This is a genomic window from Caldithrix abyssi DSM 13497 (assembly GCF_001886815.1).
Lineage (GTDB): Bacteria > Calditrichota > Calditrichia > Calditrichales > Calditrichaceae > Caldithrix > Caldithrix abyssi.
The window spans coordinates 3,268,202-3,284,216 of record NZ_CP018099.1 but is presented as its reverse complement, the minus strand read 5'-3'; the positions used below and the strand labels follow the sequence as shown (position 1 = coordinate 3,284,216).

Here is a 16,015-nt window from a genome sequence, read left to right as displayed (position 1 = left end):
TCAATCATCACCCATGCCCCAGACTTTCCGCTTTGCGTGATAATTCGTAATTGACAATTGAAAATGATCCGCCCCCATTTAACACGCCCGGAAGTATTCTCCCTTTATTTGCGTTACAGTCTTTTTAAGCGCTTTATTAACGCAGAAAGCAAAATGAAACGATGACTAAAACAACAGGCAATCATCCCCCATGGCGGACTATTTTTCTGACGCTGATTTCATCCCTCACTCCATTTTCCCTTTCAGACGTATCTCAATCGCTTAGAATACATGATTTGACCATTGAAGATGTTCTGTCGCAGAGCTTCATCTTTACCCTGTATCAGGATAAAACAGGCTTTATCTGGATCGGCGCCAAAGAGAGCGACCTGAACCGCATAAATAAAGAAAACAAATCTTTTATCAGATTTCCTCTTACTCAACATTTCGGTACATTAACGGTTTCCCGGAAGGCGAGTAAAACAATCCATGCCGGCCGACTATCGTCTCAACCGAAATGTGTATTTTAAAATAAACTAATGATTCTAAAAAACAGGGCACCTGTAATGTAAATAAATCGGGCGGCCAGAAAATGATCGGTACCATGTTAAAAACATCTCAATACGAGTTTGTAAAAGGCTTAGTCTTTCTGGGTTTGCTTTTGCTGATCTGTTCGACAAATCGTTTAACGGCGCAACACAGGCCGGTAAAGTTTGAGCATCTCTCTTCCAGCGATGGGCTGTCGCAAAATAAGGTTTTCGACATTACGCAGGACCACCAGGGATTCATCTGGATTGCCACCGAAGACGGATTAAATCGTTACGACGGTTTCAATTTTAAAATTTTTAAGAACATCCCCGGAAACAGCAGCTCGCTGTTCTACAATGGTATTAATTGTGTTTACGTTTCAAAAGACGGCCTGCTCTGGACGGGCGGTCAGAACGGCGGGTTAGGCCGTTTTGACGCGCAGTCGGAAACATTCGTCAATTTTTTACACGACGCCCAGAATCCCGGCGCCATTGCAGAAAATTTTGTAGTTTCTATTTCTGAAGATGAAAGAGGAAACCTGTGGATTGCTACGAAAAACAACGGGTTCAATTATTTTAAGCGCAGCACGCGGCAATTCATCCATTCAAGAGAGCTGATAACCACCGACTCCGCAATCTTCCCGCTTAAAATAGACTTTATCTATCAGGATGCGCAGAACTGGTTGTGGGTGGGCGCGCAAAACACAGTCTTTGTGTTTGAAATTGCCTACACCGTATTGGGAACGCCACGTCTGAGGCCCATTCGATTAAAACACAACCTGAAATCTTCGGCCATTTCAATTGCCGAAGACAAAAAGAGCAATATCTGGATTGGAACGCGTGCAGACGGCCTGCTTCATTTTCAAAGAGGAAGCCATGTCCTGCGCAGCTACGGTTCCGCCGATTTAAAGCAAACGCTTTCCGCATCGCCCATCCTGAGTATTGCGGCCGATGCAAACGGCGCTTTGTGGTTGGGCGGCATGTTTCCCCTGGGTAAGGGAAATATCGTCACACAGGAAGGAACAGGACTGTTAAAAGTCGATCTGAGAACGCACACAATTCAAAAATATGTTAACCGACACGCAGATCGCCACAGCCTGAGCTCAAACAACATTCTCTCTTTATTTATTGATCGAACAGGCGTGTTGTGGGTCGGCACGTATTTGCGGGGCGTAAACAAGTACGATATTTCCGGCATAAAATTCAAACTGTTTAAAAGCTATGAGGACGGGCAAAATATTGGCACCACTCGCGGATTATATCTGGATGGCAATCACAAACTGTGGATTGGCACCGCCGACGGTTTAACGAGTTACGACCAGCGCAGCGGTCGTTTTGAGCGATTTAAACACGATTCCACCGACACAACAACCATTAGCTCGGATGTTGTGCGCTGCATTTACGACGACGGACAATATCTCTGGATAGGAACGCTCAGGGGATTAAATCGCTTTGATCTTCAGAGCGGAACATTCAGGCGCTTTTACCTGGATCCTGTTCATTTAGAAAATCCGATTAACAGCGTCACTTACAATATTATTCAAACGGAGCTGTCTTCTGACTATTTGTGGTTTGGCTCCAGCGGGGGCGGACTGGTTCGCTTCCATAAAAAGACCTTTGAATTTAAAAACTTTGTCTTTGATGCGCGCCCCGGTAGTCGTCAATTAAGCGGCCGCGACAATCTGGTGCGGACGGTGTGGCAGTCAAAATCCCGCCCCGACGAAATATGGGCCGGTACCACGCAGGGCATCAATATATTAAATATCAAGAGCGGAAAATTCAGATATTATATGTATGATGTAAACGATTCTACCAGCTTGAGCCACCAGAGCATAATGCAGTTTTACGAAGACACGCAAGGCTACATCTGGGTGGCGACCTACGGCGGCGGCCTGAACCGATTTAATCCCCGCATGGAGCAATTTTTACGCTTTACAGAAGAAAACAGCGCCTTGCCAAACAATGTGGTTTACGGTATGCTGCCCGACGATGATGGAAATCTCTGGCTTTCAACCAATAAGGGAATCAGTAAATTTAACCGATCGAATTTTTCTTTTAGAAATTACACAGTGGACGATGGGCTGCAAAGCGAAGAATTCAACGGCGGTTCGCATCACAGGGGACGCAACGGTGAGCTGTTCTTTGGCGGCATTAAAGGTTTCAATTCCTTTTTTCCGGCCGAGATCAGAGACAATTCCTTTTTGCCGGCGCTGGTTGTAACCGAACTTAAGATATTTGATAAATTATCGATGGCGGGGGAGAAAGCTCCCCGCTATGCTTTGCTTTCGGGATTGAAACAGGCGCGTCTTGCTTACTGGCAAAATGATTTGTCTTTCGAGTTTGTGGCCCTGCATTTTGCCAATCCCGCTAAAAATCAATATGCTTTTAAATTAGAAAATTACGATCATAAATGGCGATATGTGGGCAATACACGAACGGCTTCTTACACCAATCTTGATCCGGGCCGCTATGTGTTTCGCGTAAAGGCCGCCAACAACGACGGCGTGTGGAATGAAGCAGGCAAGGCGATTCATTTGATCATTGCGCCGCCCTGGTGGCAAACCAATTGGTCTTACGCCTTTTACTTACTGGCCTTTGTCCTGGGCGTGTTTCTGGTTGATCGCTTTCAACGCCGCAGATTGATCGCCCGAGAGAGGAGCAAAATCGAGCTGGCGGTGTTAGAAGCCGAAAACAGACGCAAAAGCATGGAGCTGGAAGAAGCCAGGAGCCTTCAGCAGGCCATGCTGCCCAGAGAAATTCCCCGCCTGCCCGGCCTTGAGATTGCGGTGTTTATGCAAACGGCATCGGAAGTGGGCGGCGATTATTACGATTTTTATTTGTGCTCCGACGGCGCGCTCACCATTGTCCTTGGCGACGCCACGGGCCATGGAATGCGCGCGGGCACCATGGTCACTGTGGCCAAGTCGTTGTTCAACAGCCACGCATCCAACCCGGACATCATGAAGCCATTCCGGGAAATCACCAGGTGTATTAAACAAATGCACATGGAAAAAATGGCCATGTGTTTAACCATTCTCAAAATCAGGAACAACCATCTGCAGGCGGCTGTTGCGGGTATGCCGCCGATCTTTGTTTACCGCCAGAAAAGCGGGCTGATCGAAGAATTCCTTGTACAGGCCATGCCCCTGGGCACGATGGAACAATTTCCCTATCAAACACGAGAGATTGCGCTGGAAGTCGGCGATACCATTTTATTGATGAGCGACGGCCTGCCCGAATTACGAGACTCGGTTAACCGTATGTACGGCTATGAGCGCATTAAAAACGATTTTTACGAAGTCGCAGAAAATACCTCGCAAGATATCATCGACTTTTTTAGAGAAAAGAGCTCACATTGGAAGAACAAAGAGCGCCCTGATGACGATGTTACGATTATGGCCATTAAAATTAAAACCGACCATCGACAGGGTGTGATGCAAACTATGCCAACAGGCAAACATTGATTTCTTCCGCCGCAAAAAGGACGTAAAGAATGCAATGATCGTATCCGAAAAAAGCGCGTTATGAATAAATTTCGTCATCAATTTTTAAGGAGGTAAAAGAATGGGAATAATAGGTGGACTTCAAAATCATGTTCAAAGGACGGATCGGGAGGTATGGTGAGTAAAAAAATCAACTTGAAGCTGGTTCTCCCGCAGATTCCGGATATTGAATTGTTGGCCACGGCCTGTATCGATAAAATGGCGCGCTTTCTGGGCGTTGCGCGCAACAAAACGCTGGAGGCGCATATTTTAACCATTGAGGCGGTGGTAAACGCCTTTGAGCACGGCAGCAGCGCCCGGGGCCAGGTGTATGTCGAATTTACCATGTCATCCAGGGAATTGGTTATTTTAGTTCGCGACCAGGGATCAGGATTCGATCCCACCAAGGTAAAAGATCCCAATCTGGAGGACAAAATGGCCGGCTCCCACAGAAGGGGCTGGGGATTAAAGATATTAAAAACCATGTCGGACGAGTGCCATATCGAATCCGACAGCAACGGCACAAGAATAAGACTGGTCAAAAACCTGATTGAGGAGTAAAAATGGAAAGCAATTTTAAGCTGACTTCCGTTCTAAAAGGCGATATATTGATCATTACCACCGAAGGCTATGTAAATAACCAGGGCGGAGAAATGATTTTAACGACCTTTAACGATTATTTTCAGAAGGGCGTTAAAAAGGTGGTCATCAATTTTAAACGCAGTAACCTGGTTAATTCGATCGGCATCTCTTTTTTGATCGAGATCATCGAACAATTAAACCACGTGCAGGGTAAACTGATTTTTACCGATCTGGAGCCGGCTATTGAAAAAACGTTAACCATCATGGGCCTGTTTAACTTTGCCGGGCAGGCGGCCACGGTAAAAAGCGCTTTGCATAATTTTTAAGCAAAAAAAAGAGAGCAAGGATGATGAAAAAAAATCAATTTGATCTAAACGCCAGCCTCTATCAGCAAAGTTTTAAGCGCCTGAGCAACACGACCGATGTGAGGCATCTAAGCGAAATGTTCGGAATGGTTTTGCTGGAAAACTTCGACTTTTGCCATATTGCCATCTCGTTTAAAAGGGACGATAATAGCGCCTGGGAGCTGCTTTTTACAACCGATGAATCGCTGGAGGATTTTTGCCAGTTTTGCGCCGGAACCAATCGGTTTTGCATGCAGTTGATTGAACATCCCCGACTGCTGGGCTGCATCAACCTGCCGCTCATCGACCATTCGCGCTTAGGCATTGTGCTGGGCGCCTTGAAAAATTCGCAAAAGTTCGCCGCGCAACATGAGGCCACGCTTCATATCTTTTTACAGCAGTTAGACAGCGCCTACCAGGTGCTGCTCTTTAAACATAAAGAACGGGATTTCATGTTTTCTCAGAATCACCGTATTGTACAGTTAACAGGACTGTTTGACAGCGGTGTCGAAATTTCTCGTCTGAAAGAGAGCAGTCATATTTTGCAAACAGCCCTGCAAAAAGTATTAGCCTTAACCAATGCCTCAAAAGGGGCGCTGACCATTCAAAAAGACGACAGCCCACCGGAACGCTATTTTTATCCGCAGGCTTTTGAAGCAGACGCCATGAAAAATGATGGCTATGTGATTTCCGTTAATTTTGTTTTGAACAAAGAAGAATATGACTTTTCCCTCTATCATAAGGAAAGTCGCGCCGGAGTTGTACCATTCGATGCAACCGATCGACTGCTGCTGCAGGCTTTTTGCCGGCAGGTGCAGGTTTCGCTTGAAAATCAATTCTTTTATGAACAATCGCTGGAAAAAGAGCGTTTAGACCACGAAATCTACCTGGCCGGTGAGATTCAAAAAAGAATTATTCCGGAAACTCTGCCGCTTATAAACGGCTTTGATCTGCACGCTGTGAATGTTCCGGCAAAGTTCATCGGCGGCGATTTTTATGACTGCATTCCGCTGAAGGACGGCAGGTTTTTCTTTGTGATTGCCGATGTAGCCGGAAAGGGCGTGGCCGCCGCATTGTTGGTTAATACTCTGCACGCCGCGCTCCATGCGCATCTGGAAAGTTTTAAAGACCTTACAGCCATTGTCAGGCAGCTCAATCGTATTATCTTTGAAAGCGCCACCACCGAAAAATATCTGACGGCTGTTTTTGCCTGTCTGGATGTCTCCACAAAAACTTTAAGCTGGGTCAATGCCGGGCATAATCCGCCTTATATTCTTAAAGTAAACGGCACAATACTCGAGCTGAACGCCAGCTGCCTGCCCCTGGGGTTTTTGCCGGAACTGCCTGAATGCTTACAGCTGCACACCACTCTGCAGGCTGGCGATGGACTTTTATTTTACACCGACGGTATTTCTGAAGCCATGAACAAAAAGGGAGAGGAATACGAAGCGCGGCATCCTTTAAAGGCTTTTATGAAACAGCGAAAGAATCTGTCGGCTGAAGTCTTTTTATTTTCTTTGCTGGAAGAGATTAAAGATTTTACCGACGGCGCGCAGCAGAGCGATGACATTACCGCGCTGTATTTAAAAGCCGGACACAATACCAATGAAAAATCTGCCTGCCAGCTCAAAGATTTTTAATAGGCCTTGCTGCCTTAGAATAATTCCTTCGTAACATCTATACCGCCATTGCGGGAGCGGAAATTTTTATGCTGTTTTAAAAACTGGGGTAAATTGTGCCGATGGATTAAATGGTTAGTCTGTCATTTTAAATCTGTTTCCGTAGGTGTGGTGAATTTCTACCACCGTTGGAAATAATCTTCCACGCTCAGCGTCCCTCTGCTTTATAAAGATTTTTTTTCTAACTGCGAATATCTGCGTAAAAAAATAGTTGCGGCTTTGCTGCTTTAGAAATTACAAGACGTTAAATCTTTCGTCGTTTGCGGCAGAGCGCCCGTCAAAATTTTGAAAAGATTGCTTTCCATGCGTTGTGCGATTACGAAATATGAAAAAAAACGCTATTTTAACTTGACTTTATCATAAAGATAAAATAAATTTGCTCCCACTCAAGTTGCGCCTGTAGCTCAATTGGATAGAGCGTTGGATTCCGGTTCCAAAGGTTGGGGGTTCGAGCCCCTCCAGGCGCACCATGATTGTAAAACGGTATCCATTAAAGTTGATAAAAAAGAGCGAGATATTGAGAAGAAAGAGCGCCGACTGGTTTTTAATCATTGTACGCTTCCCGTACGAGCCTTACACAGCCAACCATCTAACAAGAGAATTTTAAAATAAGGAGATAAAAAGAGGAAATCATGGCAGAGAAAATTACTCCAAGAAATGTCGATTATTCACGCTGGTACACGGACGTGATTTTGCAGGCTAAGCTGGCCGATTACTCTCCGGTGAAGGGGGCAATGGTCATTCGTCCCAACGGATACGCCATCTGGGAAATGATTCAGCAGAACCTGGATCGCATGTTTAAAGAAACGGGGCACGTCAACGCCTATTTCCCATTATTGATTCCGGAAAGTTTTATGAAAAAAGAAGCCGAGCATGTAGAAGGCTTTTCGCCGGAATGCGCGGTGGTGACCATTGGCGGCGGGCAGGAGTTAGAAGAACCGCTTTACATCCGGCCGACTTCCGAAACCATTATCTGGAGTATGTACAAAAAATGGATCATGAGCTACCGTGATCTTCCCATCCTGATTAATCAATGGGCAAATGTTTTGCGCTGGGAACTGCGTACGCGCCTGTTTTTGCGTACCTCTGAATTTTTATGGCAGGAAGGCCACACCGCCCACGCCACCTATGAAGAGGCCGAGCAAGAGACCATGCTTATTTTAAATCTTTACAAAAAATTTGTGGAAGAGTACCTGGCCATTCCCGTTATTGCCGGCAGAAAATCGGACGCGGAAAAATTTGCCGGCGCGTTGCACACCTATTCCATCGAAGCCATGATGCAGGATAAAAAGGCGCTGCAGGCCGGTACCTCGCATAATTTAGGACAAAATTTTGCCAAAGCCTTTGATGTGAAATTTCAGGATCAGCAAGGCCAGTTGCAATATGTGTGGGCTACATCCTGGGGTGTGAGTACGCGGTTGATCGGCGCGCTAATAATGACGCACGGCGACGATAACGGCGTGGTCATTCCGCCCAGAGTGGCGCAACGGCAAATTGTGATTGTGCCCATCTGGCGCGGCGAAGAAGAGAAAAAACAGGTGCTGGACTATGCCGATGCCGTCAAAAAAGAACTGACTAAAGAATTTACGGTTATTCTGGATGATCGTGAACAATACAAACCCGGCTACAAATTTGCGGAGTGGGAATTGCAGGGCATTCCGCTGCGCCTGGAAATTGGGCCCAGAGATGTGGCCAAAAACGGCCTGGTGATGGTACGCCGCGACCTGCTCAAAAAAGAATTCATCGCCAGAGACGGCGTGCTACAAACGGTGCGCGCTACGCTCGATTTAATGCAAAAGGAGATGCTGGAAAGGGCGCGTAAATTCCAGGAAGACAATACCCATCAAGTGGACGATTATAACCAATTCAAGAAAACAATCGAAGAAGAAGGCGGATTTATTAACAGCCACTGGTGTGGCAGCGCCGAATGTGAAGCTAAAATCAAAGAGGATACTAAAGCGACCATTCGCAATATTCCATTCGATCGTAAAGCGGAAAAAGGTAAGTGTATTATTTGCGGAAAAGAATCGGAAGGTCGCGTGATTTTTGCCAAGGCGTATTAAAATTGCTGTTTTTTTTGCATTTTGACAGGCAATAGCTTATGATATTATTAAGGCGCAATGATTGAAACAAAAGGAGTAAGAAACTTTTGCGCTGGCATGACGTTACTCCTTAAAGGTTAAACAAAATAAGAAGAATTTATGTACGATCGTGGCTCTTATTATCGCTTTCGCTCCGGGGGGATGCTACCGCCGGCGGTAAAGAATTTGATGTTTGCCAATGGGGTCATCTGGTTAATGATGATCTTAAATGGCAGTTTACAGTATTTTCTGCTTGATCAGTTTGCGCTCAATCGCTTCGATGTTTTGCATAATTTTAAAATCTGGCAGTTGTTCACCTACATGTTTTTGCACGATCCCTCCGGGTTAATGCACATTTTATTCAACATGCTCTTCTTATGGATGTTTGGCGCCGAACTGGAAAATGAGTGGGGGACGCGAGAATTTTTAAAGTACTATTTTATCACGGGCATCGGTGCGGGAATTCTCAATATCATCATTTCTTCCAGCCCGACCATTGGCGCTTCCGGAGCGGTTTACGGAATCATGCTGGCCTATGCCTTGCGCTATCCCGATCGCTACATCTACATTTACTTTTTGTTTCCGGTTAAAATAAAATATTTTATGGCCTTTTTAACGCTGGTGTCGTTCTTTTCCACCTTTAGCCCGTATAGCGATGGAATTGCCCATGCGGCTCACCTGGGGGGCATTATTATCGGCTATGTCTATCTAAAATACTGGTATTTGTTTTACAAGATCAAAAATCTGTTCAGCGATATTAAACTTCCTAAAAAGGGAACTGATTTTAAATACCGCCCGGGCGGCAAAGGAAGCGATCAGGAAAAAATCGAATATTACCGTAAAGTCATTGACGAATTGCTCGATAAGATTAATCGCGTCGGTTATTTAAACTTAACCGAAGAAGAAAAAAAGTTACTGGAAGAAGGTAGTAATTACCTTCGGGAACATGACAAAGAAAATTATCAATAGATAATGATTCTCTTTTATTGAAGGAGGTGAACGTATGGGTTATCATGAGAATCTAACCTGTGGTTGCAGCGATTGCCATTACAATCATGATTCTCTTTGCTACAAAGAGTCCATTACTCTTGATCTGAACGGTACGTGTGAGGACATGGTGACTTGCGAAGACTTTGATTGCCAGGATTGCGAGTTTTTCGATTTTTGCGAAAAAGACAAAAAATACAACTCCACTGCCTTCACGTCCAACGAAGATTACTACAATGAGGATGAATATTAATCGCTATCGCTTTTGAATAAGGAAAAATCCGCCCAGAGAGGCGGATTTTTTATTTTAAGGGATACTGGTAAATGCGATAGCGTTTATACAGCTCTGAACCAAAGGCCTGAATCGCGCTGTTCATGGGTGCGTTGTCTTCTAAAATCCACGAAAGTTCGCCGGCGGTAATGCCTTTTTTAGCCGCTCGTTTAATCGTTTCAATGTAAAAAATGGAACCCAGACCCATGTGTTGATATTCCCGCCGAACGCCCAGGGTTATGACGCGGGCCGTTTTAATCTTTTTAAGGCCGAACAGCAATTTAAAAATACCCGTGGGAAACAGCCTGCCATCCGGAATTTTAGCCAGTATCTCGTTGATGTTGGGAATGGTTAAGCTAAAGGCAATAGGTTCGTCGCCCTTAAAGGCCAGAAGCAGCAAATCTTCATCCACGATCTGTTTTAACTGCGCGGCCAGATAGTCGATTTCAGCGTCGGTAAAGGGAACAAATCCCCAGTTTTTGCTCCAGGCGTCATTGTAAATCTCTTTGATGAGTTTGATTTCGCGATCCAGATGTTTTAGCTGCGCGGTACGGAATCGAAAGCTGTGCCGGGCTTGAATTTTATTGGCGATGCGCTCCAGTTTGTCGGTAATATTGGCCAGCGCGGTTTCGGTTGGCAGGTACCAGGCGTACAAATCTTTAATCTTTGTATTACCAAAATTGGTGACCAGCTGCGGATAGTAGTCCGGATTATGCGTCATCATCACGAATGGCGGCGTATCAAATCCTTCGATGAGCAGCCCGCATTCATCATTGGTCGAAGGATTCATCGGCCCCACCATGTTGTCCCGCTGGCGGGCTTTTAACCATTCGGCTGCGGCTTTAAACAGGGCGTTTGCCACATGCTGGTCGTTAATACATTCGAAAAATCCCCAAAAGCCCCATCGATCGCCGTGGAATTTGTTGTGGTTTTCATTGGTAATGGCGGCAATCCGTCCCACAAATTTACCGTCCTTTTTTGCCAGAAACATTTCTATTTCGGCATGTTGGTAAAAAGGATTCTTCTTTGTGTCCAGTAGTTTGGCGCGTTCCATGCGTAGAGGGCTGACCCAATTGGGCGTATTTCGATTGATCTCCCACTCAAGGTCGAGGAATCTTTTGAATTCTTTTTTGGAACGCACGGGAATGATTTCGACAGACATTTTTTAATTCCTGTTATTGAATGATACCCAGTTCTTTGCCAACTTTTGCTGCTATTTCCAGCACCTTGTCCAGGTCTTCATCGGTGTGGGTGGACATGAAGCTGGTTCGGATCAAAGCCTGATCCGGCGCCACGGCCGGACTGATAACGGCGTTGCTGTAAACCCCTTCTTCAAAAAGCCGTTTCCAGAAGAGGAAGGTGAGGTCGTCATTACGGATGTAGAGGGGAATGATCGGCGTGTCTTTACTGTGCCCAATATCGAAACCGAGACGTTTAAATTCGTAGCGCATCTTATCGCTGATGTGATGGAGGCGCTGCATGTGTTCTGGTTCCGTTTCGATGATTTCGATGCTTTTAAGTACGGCTGCCGTGGCGGCGGGCGTGGGCGAGGCCGAAAAGATTAACGGACTGGCGTGATGTTTAATGTAGTCGATTACATACTGCGGACCGGCTACAAAGCCGCCAATGGAAGCCAACGATTTGCTGAAAGTGCTCATTACAATTTCAACGTGCTCTTCCAGACCTAAATATTCGCAGGCGCCCCGGCCGTGTTCGCCAAGAACGCCGACGCCATGCGCCTCGTCGATGTAAATTTGAGCGTTGTATTTTTGCGCCAGAGGTAGGATTTCTGCCAGGCGCACAATATCGCCTTCCATACTAAACACGCCGTCGCAAACGATGAGTTTAGGCGTTTCTGGCTCCAGCTGGGAGAGCACGCGTTCCAGACTTTCCATGTCGTTGTGCACAAAGCGTTTGATCTGTGCGCCTATCGCGGCGCGCGTTCCGGCATAAATGGAAGCGTGGTCCGATTTGTCGAGAATAATATACTCATCTTTGCCAACCAGAGTCGCAATTCCCCCAAGGTTAGCCATGTAGCCGGTGCTAAAAATGAGCGCTGCCTCGCGATTCATGAATTGCGCAATTTTGTTTTCCAGTTGATGATGTAAATCGAGCGTCCCGTTCAAAAAGCGCGAACCGGAACAACTGGTGCCATATTGCTTTGTCGCTGCAATGGCCGCTTCAATGACGCGCGGATCGTGCGTCAGCCCCAGATAGTTGTTGGAGCCGATCATAATAATTTCGCGTCCTTCCATAAACACCCGGGGACCGTCATTCCCTGAAAGCGGTCGAAAGTAAGGGTAAATACCCGCTTCGATCGCTTCTTTAGCGCGTGTAAACCGACGGCATTTTTCAAAAATATCCAACAGAACCTCCACCCATAATTAAACACTAAGAAATTTTTATAAATTCGCAATTTTATTCTAATATATGCAAAAAAAAATATCGATTAAAGATTGCGAATTTCTCCGATCTTTTTTAATATAGGTTTTTAATTTATTTAAAGCAAAAGAGGGATGCATGGCGAAGATATTTTTAACGGGAGCAACCGGATTTGTCGGCAGCCACCTGGCAGAAAAGCTGTTACAACAGGGCCATGAGCTACGTGTTTTATTGCGAACAACCAGCAATTTACGTTGGATTGCCGATTTAAATCTGGAAAGCTTTTACGGCAGTTTAGATAATCCACAGAGTCTGTTAAGCGGTTTAAAGGATATTGATGTGGTCATCCACTGCGCCGCGCTAACCAAGGCCTTAAAAAACGAAGATTACTACAAGGTTAATTTCGAAGGCACAAAAAAGCTGGTGGATCTGATTATCAATAACAATCTGCCCGTCAAACGCTTTGTCTTTATTAGTTCGCAGGCAGCTGCTGGGCCAGCCAGCTCTTTCGAACCGGTTACAGAAGAAGATGAGCCCCACCCGGTTAGCGAATATGGCAAAAGCAAACTGCTGGCCGAAAAGTACATCCTTGAACAAAAGGGCAAACTGCCTTTTACCATTATTCGTCCGCCCGCTGTTTATGGCCCGCGCGACACCGATGTTTTGCAGTTTTTCCAGACTGTTAAGCGCGGGATCATCCCCAAATGGCAAAACCGCGATAAATATGCCAGCTTTGTTTACGTTAAAGACCTGGTGGAGGGTATCGCGCTGGCGGCCGAACACGAAAAAGCGCGGGATAAAATCTACTTTATTGCCGACGCGCAGCCATACTCGTGGGACGATCTGGCGCGCGTTGTCATAGACTTCTTTAAAACGAAGGCCATTCATGTGCCCATCCCGCTGGGCGCGGTAAAGATTATTGCCGCCGTCTCGGAAAGATGGAGCAAAATTACCAAACAGCCATCCATCATCAATCGCCAGAAAGTGGCGGAGCTGTTACCTGATTTCTGGATTTGTTCGCCGAAAAAAATTCAAAAAGAGCTGGGGTTTGCAACGCAAACGAGTCTGGAAAACGGAGTTAAACAAACGTTAGAATGGTACGTTGAGCATAAGTGGATTTAAAGAAAACTGGTTCAAAAACTGGTTTGGCGAAGAGTACATCGAAGTTTACGCCCACCGCGATGAGCAAGACGCGCAGGATTTGATTCGTTTAATCGTTAAAAATATTCATATTACGAAACAAACGAAAATTCTGGACGCGGCGTGCGGCCCCGGAAGACACGCCTGCCTTTTGAAAAATTGGTCCGATTTTGTTTTTGGGCTTGATCTTTCAATGAGCCTATTAAAACGCGCCCGGCAGAATTGCCCGCTTGAACTGGTGCGCGGAGATATTCGGGCGCTTCCTTTTAAAACGCGCTTTGAGGTAGTGGTGAGTTTGTTCACCTCGTTTGGTTATTTTTTTGACGATGGCGAAAATTTACAGGTTTTAAAAGAATACCATCGCGTGTTAAAGAAAGGCGGCGTTTTCTTTTTAGATTTTCTCAATGCCAGCTATGTGCAAAAACATCTTAAAGGAGAGACCGTCAGAACCATTAATGGTAAAAAGATTGTTGAGACGCGGCGAATTGTCGGCAAACGCGTTGAAAAAGCAATCACCATCGAACAAAAGGGCCGCCAGAGGGAATTTTTAGAATCCGTACGCCTTTACAACCTTTTTGAGCTGAAAGCCCTGTTAAATGCGGCCGGCTTTAAAATACAAAAAGTTTTTGGCGATTATCAGGGCCGGCCATTTGAGGCGCAAAGCCCGCGATTGATTTTTTTAACGGTTAAAAAGGCAAGACAATGAATGAAATTTTTTCCAGATATCTGCAGTCCAATCGAACTTTGACTGAGTATTTTGCCCATCCTTTAAAAGCGGACTGGAACGCTCTTTCCGAAGAGGTGATGGGGCAGCGGCGCACCTTTTTAACAAGCGAATTGATCCGCCAGAATGGGGAAGTACAGTTTGAGCGGCAAAAGCAGCATCTTGCCTTTTTAAAGCAAGAAAATACGCTGCTGGTGGTTAGCGGCCAGCAACTGGGCTTTCTGGTTTCGCCCCTTTATGTGGTATTTAAGGCGCTAACCGCCGTGGCGCTTAGCGCCAGGTTGAATGAGGACAACCGGGCGTTCAACTATGTGCCCGTTTTCTGGCTGGAGGGCGAAGACCATGATTTTGACGAAGTAAATCACGCTTACGTGTTTGATCGGCAAAATGAACTAAAAAAGATTGAAGTACAAGCGAGCGGCGAACGAAGAACCCCGGTAGGCAGGCGTTCGTTACCGCGGAACATTAAAGAAGTTTTATCGACCCTAAAAGCCTCTTTGCAGCCCAGCGAATTTTCTGGCGCTTTGTTCGATTTACTGGCCAGCATTTACCGTCCAGGCGAAAATTGGTTACGCTGCTTTAAAGAACATTTACAGGAATTGCTGGGACCCTTTGGCTTGCTTTTTTTTGATCCCGGCGCAAGAGAGGTAAAGGAACAAAGCCTGCCGTTTTTTAAGCGTGTTCTGTCGGAAAACGATGCACTGCTGCAGGCGCTGCGCGTCCAAACCGCACAGATTGGCCGGCCGCAAGTTCCGATTCAGTTAGAACGCGCCTATTTGTTTTTCAGAGATCGGCAAGACGCGCGCCAGCCGATTTTGCGTGAGGGCCCAAATTTCAGAGTTTACGGCGAACAGAGCACGCTGACCTTAACGCAATTACTGGATCGCTTAAGCGAAAGTCCCGATCGTATTTCTGCCTCCGTTTTAACCCGGCCGTTATGGCAAAGCTGGATGTTGCCCGTGGCCTCATACGTGGCAGGGCCCGCCGAAATCGCCTACTGGGCGCAGCTTAAAAGAGCGTTTAAACAATTCGACATATCCATGCCGCATTTGCAGCCGCGATTTTCGGCCACTCTGATCGAACCCCGGATCGGTAGGCTACTGAAAAAATTCGATCTGCGAGCAGAAGATGTGCCGCAGGAGGCCGGCAGCTGGATAAAGGCTTTTTTCAAACAAAATGATTTAAAAGAGATGGAAAAAGAGACCGCTCGTCTAAAGGCGCAAATCGCTCAAAGTCTGGAGTTGTATCGAAAACTTGGTAAAAACATCGATCCCACTCTGGAAAGCGTGGTCGAAAAGACTTTTAGCGGCATAGAAAACAATCTGCAAAAAATGAATGATCGCCTGCTGCGCGCCTTTCGGCAAAAAAATCAAAAAACGGTAGAACAATTGACTGCAATCCACCACAGTTTTTATCCGGCCGGCAAGCCGCAGGAACGCATATTGAGTTCGGTTTATTTTCATAATAAATTCGGTTTGCGCTGGTTAAAAACGATTTTCGATTCCATTGACCTGGACGACCATTCGCATAAATATGTGGCCTTGTAATATGAAAGCTGAAAAACAAAAAGATGTGTTGACAAAAGTCAAGAAGTTCCGTAAACGCAAAATATTCTGGGTGATATTACTGGTCTTTTTGGGTATGGTTGGCGCCCTTATTCCCATCATTCCGGGCGCTTTGTTTATTATTCTGGCCATTGCCCTGGTGCGCCGGGGCTGGATGGAAAAGATAAGAAAGTATTTGTGAAGAGAGTAGATGAGAAAGCGTTTAGCAGCTGCCAACAACCGTTTCCTCGTCCCTACGGCAAAGGGTAATAGATCTATTTGATGGAAAACTA

General features: G+C 45.9%; 14 protein-coding genes and 1 tRNA gene. 13 read left to right on the top strand and 2 right to left on the bottom strand.

Annotated features, from left to right (window positions below; all coding sequences use genetic code 11):
• Nucleotides 1-161 precede the first annotated feature (161 nt).
• The 9 genes from Cabys_RS19845 to Cabys_RS12820 all read left to right on the top strand — a co-directional run bounded on the left by Cabys_RS19845 (nt 162) and on the right by Cabys_RS12820 (nt 9,914).
• Complete coding sequence (locus Cabys_RS19845; protein WP_150109325.1) at nt 162-509, top strand: hypothetical protein; 348 nt, start codon at nt 162-164, stop codon at nt 507-509.
• 62 nt (nt 510-571) lie between these two features.
• Complete coding sequence (locus Cabys_RS12855) at nt 572-3,970, top strand: two-component regulator propeller domain-containing protein (RefSeq protein WP_006931021.1); 3,399 nt, start codon at nt 572-574, stop codon at nt 3,968-3,970.
• 153 nt (nt 3,971-4,123) lie between these two features.
• A complete protein-coding gene (locus Cabys_RS12850) occupies nt 4,124-4,549 on the top strand; it encodes an ATP-binding protein (RefSeq protein WP_006931020.1) in 426 nt (141 codons plus the stop codon).
• Between the two features lie 2 nt (nt 4,550-4,551).
• Complete coding sequence (locus Cabys_RS12845; RefSeq protein WP_006931019.1) at nt 4,552-4,896, top strand: STAS domain-containing protein; 345 nt, start codon at nt 4,552-4,554, stop codon at nt 4,894-4,896.
• A 20-nt stretch (nt 4,897-4,916) separates the two neighbouring features.
• A complete protein-coding gene (locus Cabys_RS12840) occupies nt 4,917-6,554 on the top strand; it encodes a PP2C family protein-serine/threonine phosphatase (RefSeq protein WP_044281440.1) in 1,638 nt (545 codons plus the stop codon).
• 432 nt (nt 6,555-6,986) lie between these two features.
• Nucleotides 6,987-7,063 (top strand) — tRNA-Arg (locus Cabys_RS12835).
• A 162-nt stretch (nt 7,064-7,225) separates the two neighbouring features.
• The gene (gene proS, locus Cabys_RS12830) at nt 7,226-8,656 is read left to right on the top strand and encodes a proline--tRNA ligase (RefSeq protein WP_006931017.1); all 1,431 of its coding nucleotides are present in this window, start codon (nt 7,226-7,228) and stop codon (nt 8,654-8,656) included.
• Nucleotides 8,657-8,794: 138 nt separating this feature from the next.
• Nucleotides 8,795-9,643 carry a rhomboid family intramembrane serine protease gene (locus tag Cabys_RS12825; protein WP_006931016.1) on the top strand — a complete coding sequence of 283 codons (849 nt, stop codon included), beginning with the start codon at nt 8,795-8,797 and terminating at the stop codon, nt 9,641-9,643.
• A gap of 34 nt (nt 9,644-9,677) precedes the next feature.
• The gene (locus Cabys_RS12820) at nt 9,678-9,914 is read left to right on the top strand and encodes a hypothetical protein (protein ID WP_006931015.1); all 237 of its coding nucleotides are present in this window, start codon (nt 9,678-9,680) and stop codon (nt 9,912-9,914) included.
• A 49-nt stretch (nt 9,915-9,963) separates the two neighbouring features.
• On the opposite strand, the gene Cabys_RS12815 is transcribed toward Cabys_RS12820, so the two are convergent.
• Complete coding sequence (locus Cabys_RS12815) at nt 9,964-11,094, bottom strand: GNAT family N-acetyltransferase (protein ID WP_006931014.1); 1,131 nt, start codon at nt 11,092-11,094, stop codon at nt 9,964-9,966.
• A gap of 13 nt (nt 11,095-11,107) precedes the next feature.
• Complete coding sequence (locus Cabys_RS12810; protein ID WP_006931013.1) at nt 11,108-12,298, bottom strand: aminotransferase class I/II-fold pyridoxal phosphate-dependent enzyme; 1,191 nt, start codon at nt 12,296-12,298, stop codon at nt 11,108-11,110.
• A gap of 154 nt (nt 12,299-12,452) precedes the next feature.
• Between Cabys_RS12810 and Cabys_RS12805 the strand changes: the two genes are divergently transcribed.
• Genes Cabys_RS12805 through Cabys_RS12790 form a run of 4 tightly spaced genes read left to right on the top strand, consistent with a single transcriptional unit; the run spans nt 12,453 to nt 15,924 of the window.
• On the top strand, nt 12,453-13,436 hold the full coding sequence (locus tag Cabys_RS12805; RefSeq protein WP_006931012.1) for an NAD-dependent epimerase/dehydratase family protein: 984 nt from the start codon (nt 12,453-12,455) through the stop codon (nt 13,434-13,436).
• A complete protein-coding gene (locus Cabys_RS12800; protein WP_006931011.1) occupies nt 13,417-14,160 on the top strand; it encodes a class I SAM-dependent methyltransferase in 744 nt (247 codons plus the stop codon). Before Cabys_RS12805 ends, Cabys_RS12800 begins: the two co-directional genes overlap by 20 nt.
• Entirely contained in the window at nt 14,157-15,725 is a 1,569-nt protein-coding gene (bshC, locus tag Cabys_RS12795) for a bacillithiol biosynthesis cysteine-adding enzyme BshC (RefSeq protein ID WP_006931009.1), read from the top strand. The genes Cabys_RS12800 and bshC overlap by 4 nt, the downstream gene beginning before the upstream one ends.
• A gap of 1 nt (nt 15,726) precedes the next feature.
• Nucleotides 15,727-15,924 (top strand): hypothetical protein, encoded by a 198-nt coding sequence (locus tag Cabys_RS12790; protein WP_006930998.1) that lies wholly within the window; start codon nt 15,727-15,729, stop codon nt 15,922-15,924.
• Nucleotides 15,925-16,015: the final 91 nt, after the last annotated feature.